This is a genomic window from Rhodococcus sp. EPR-134, from assembly GCF_001647205.1.
GTDB classification, from domain to species: domain Bacteria; phylum Actinomycetota; class Actinomycetes; order Mycobacteriales; family Mycobacteriaceae; genus Rhodococcus_F; species Rhodococcus_F qingshengii.
In genome coordinates, this window is the sequence record NZ_LVCT01000391.1 from 1 (window position 1) to 3,479 (window position 3,479).

The following is a 3,479-nucleotide window of genomic DNA, read 5'->3' on the forward strand; positions in this document are numbered from 1 at the left end:
AGCCGTTTTCACGCCCTCGGTGATGTCGTAGGTGTCGACCAACAAGGTGGTGGATACGCCCAGAGCGGCGACCTGACCGCGGAATGCCGCGGCTTCGTCCGGACCGTCATCGGTGGTGTGCAGGAGCGTGAAGGCGTGCGCGCTGGTACCTGCGCTGGGTACGTCGTGACGCCGCGCGGCTTCGAGGTTGGAGGTGGCGTCGAAGCCGGCGAGATAGGCGGCACGTGAAGCGGCGACGGCGGCCTGTTCGTGTGTACGACGCGAGCCCATCTCGATCATCCGTCGACCGCCCGCTGCGCTCACCATGCGGGCTGCGGCCGAAGCGATCGCGCTGTCGTGGTTGAGGATCGAGAGAATCAAGGTTTCGAGGATGACGCACTCGGCGAAAGTTCCGCGGACCGAGAGGATCGGTGATCCGGGGAAGTAGAAATCGCCCTCGCGGTAGCCGTCGATGTCACCGGAGAATCGATAGTTGCGCAGCCACTCGACGGTCGTGTCGTCGAGGAACTTCGCGACGATCGCCAGTTCCGGTTCACCGAACCGGAACTGCTCGAGTGCGTCGAGAAGGCGCTCGGTACCGGCGACGACGCCGTAGCGACGACCGTCTGGCAGCCGCCGTGCGAATACCTCGAAACTGCAGTTGCGGAAGGCAGATCCGTCGGCGAGAGCCGCCGAGAGCATGGTCAGTTCGTACTGATCGGTGAGCAGTGCGGTGCTGGCACCGGCGTCGCGGATGTCGGAAATTTGCGTAGGCACGCACACAACTCTATGCGCGAGACGACGTGGGTGGGTGTTGTCGCCTCTCGTCGCGCCGTACCCTGGATACATGGTTTTCGGCGGCGCGACCGTGTCCGGCACTTACTCGGCGAACGTAACGATGAGAGGCGCTACGGCTTCCTCTCCTCAAGCCACGCCCGAGCAGTCGGAGGCTGTTTCGACCATCGAAGCCGCAGATCGGCCCTGGGTGACCATCGTCTGGGACGACCCGGTCAATCTCATGCATTACGTGACTTACGTGTTCCAGAAGTTGTTCGGCTACAGCAAAGCCAAGGCCACCGACCTGATGATGCAGGTCCATTCGGAAGGCAAGGCCGTGGTCTCGAGCGGTTCGCGCGACAAGATGGAGGCCGATGTTCGTCGCCTCCACGCTGCCGGTCTCTGGGCCACGATGCAACGCGACGACACCTGAGAAATGCACTTTTTCGACCGATTTGTTCGCCTAACTCGTAGACGGGAGTCCGACGCGTGCGGACGTGGAGTAGGAAGAGTTCACTCGGCGGAGTGAAGTTCAAGTCCGAGATGGACGGCCACGAGGCGGCGGTTCTGCGCTCGCTCGTGGAGTCGGTGACCGGGCTTCTCGACGAGCGTGCGTCTTCGGCGCCGCAAGACGAGCTCGCCGCCCTGACGGGTCTTCGTACCGGAAATTCGGAGACGCCCGACAATCCGGTGTTGGCGCGTTTGCTTCCCGACTTCCAGCGCACCGATCCGGACAAGGTCGCTCCGGACAGTGACGATCTCGACGACGCCGGCGCCAATGTCAACGGCGCGCTGCGCAGTTTGCACGAACCCGAGATCATCGACGCCAAGCGTGAGTCCGCTCGCATGTTGTTGGCTTCGCTTCCGGAGGCCGGCGGCAAGGTCGTTCTCACGCAGGAACAGGCCGACGCCTGGCTGTCCTCGCTCAACGACGTCCGTCTCGCGCTCGGAACCAATCTCGGCATCGACGCCGACACACCGGAGAGCCTCGAACCCGACGACCCGCGAGCCCCGCATCTCGACGTCTATCACTGGTTGACGTGGATGCAGGACTCCCTCGTCCAGGCGCTCATGCCATGACTACAACGCGGACCGGGCCCACTGATTCACTGACAGATGTCGCCGGCCTCGCCGTCGGTCATCACCACAAGCTCGACGAGGGAGCCACTCTCGGAAGCGGCGCAGCCACCGGCTGCACGGTCGTGCTCGCGTCGGCCGGTGCGGTCGCCGGAGTCGATGTCCGGGGCGGCGGTCCGGGTACCCGCGAGACAGACCTGCTCGACCTGAGCCATTCGGTCCAGCAGGTCAATGCCGTGCTGTTGACCGGCGGTAGTGCCTACGGACTTGCCGCGGCCGACGGAGTGATGCGCTGGCTCGAGGAACACGATCACGGGATCGCGATGGGCGCTCCCGGCCAGGTGGTCCCGATCGTGCCCGGCGCCGTGATCTTCGATCTGCCGGTGGGGGACTGGACCGTTCGTCCGACCGGCGATTTCGGATTCCTCGCTGCCGACACTGCTTCGCGCGAATTCGCCACGGGCACGGTCGGCGCGGGGGTAGGTGCCAGAGCCGGAGCGCTCAAGGGTGGGGTGGGAACGGCCAGCGTCGTGATCGCCGACGGCCCCGCCGAGGGGACGACGGTCTCCGCCTTGATCGTGGCGAATCCGGTGGGTTCGGTCTTCGACCCCAGAACAGGCCTGCCGTGGGGCGTCGGCTCGGACGGCGCGGAGTCGTTCGGCCTCAGGCTCCCCGACGCGTCCGAACTCGCGTCGGCCAACGCCGTTGCAGCCAAGGGAACCGTCCTCAACACCACGATCGGTGTGGTCGCCACTGACGCCGCCTTGACGAAAGCCGGGTGCCGACGCGTCGCCGTCGCAGGTCATGACGGCCTGGCCCGAGCAATTCGGCCCGCACATTCGCCGCTCGACGGCGACACGATCTTTGCGCTCGCCACCGGTGATCACACTCCGAATTCGGAGATCACGGTTCCGGACGCTTTCCCGAACGATCTGCCGATACTCGACGCGGTGTGCGCGGCTTCGGCCCAGGTGGTCGAACGTGCGATCGTCACAGCGATTCTCGACGCCACGTCGGTAGCCGGAATCCCGAGCTACCGCGAACTCTTCCCGTCCGCATTTCTCTAGGCAGCACTCCTGGAATCGGCGGTAATCTCGAATTGAGCCTGGTCGCGAGTGACCGGATCAGAAGACCGGATCGACGGTGGAGGACGCACACGATGACGATGGATTTCAACAGTCCGGACTTCGGCACCCGGACGCCGGCACCGAAATCCGGTCCGCCCTCGGTGTGGAAGCAGTCGGCCGTGTTGGTGGGCGGCTTCGCGATCCTGCTCTACGTGATCGAGATCGTGGATGTCATCTCCGGTCAGAATGTCCAGAACGCCGGCGTCACCCCGCGCACGCTCGACGGCCTGTGGGGAATCCTGTTCGCCCCGGTGCTGCACGACGACTGGGGTCATCTGATCGCCAACACCATTCCGGTGCTGATCCTCGGATACCTCGTGCTGGTGTCGGGAATTGCGCGAGGACTCGCGGCGACCGGCATCATCTGGGTGATCGGCGGCGTCGGGACCTGGTTGTTCGCCGGCTCGAACTCGAATCACGTCGGTGCGTCCGTGCTGATCTTCGGCTGGGTCACCTACCTGCTGGTGCGCGGGTTCTTCACGCGGAGCTTCACACAGATCCTGATCGGCGTTGCCGTCT

General features: G+C 64.8%; 4 protein-coding genes and 1 pseudogene. 4 read left to right on the forward strand and 1 reads right to left on the reverse strand.

Annotated elements, in window-relative coordinates:
- Nucleotides 1–756 (reverse strand): annotated as a pseudogene (locus tag A2J01_RS17900) (nicotinate phosphoribosyltransferase); the annotation flags it as partial.
- A 121-nt stretch (nt 757–877) separates the two neighbouring features.
- Here A2J01_RS17900 and clpS point away from each other — a divergent pair.
- The 4 genes from clpS to A2J01_RS17920 all read left to right on the forward strand — a co-directional run.
- A complete protein-coding gene (gene clpS / locus A2J01_RS35845; RefSeq protein ID WP_037132099.1) occupies nt 878–1,189 on the forward strand; it encodes an ATP-dependent Clp protease adapter ClpS in 312 nt (103 codons plus the stop codon).
- Nucleotides 1,190–1,245: 56 nt separating this feature from the next.
- Nucleotides 1,246–1,836, forward strand: coding sequence for an oxidative stress transcriptional regulator AosR (aosR, locus tag A2J01_RS17910; RefSeq protein ID WP_003945318.1), 591 nt, complete (start codon nt 1,246–1,248; stop codon nt 1,834–1,836).
- Complete coding sequence (locus A2J01_RS17915) at nt 1,833–2,900, forward strand: P1 family peptidase (protein WP_064113248.1); 1,068 nt, start codon at nt 1,833–1,835, stop codon at nt 2,898–2,900. The genes aosR and A2J01_RS17915 overlap by 4 nt, the downstream gene beginning before the upstream one ends.
- 92 nt (nt 2,901–2,992) lie before the next feature.
- Nucleotides 2,993–3,479, forward strand: a 487-nt coding sequence (locus A2J01_RS17920; protein ID WP_064113249.1) for a rhomboid family intramembrane serine protease, incomplete at its 3' end; no start/stop codon positions are given.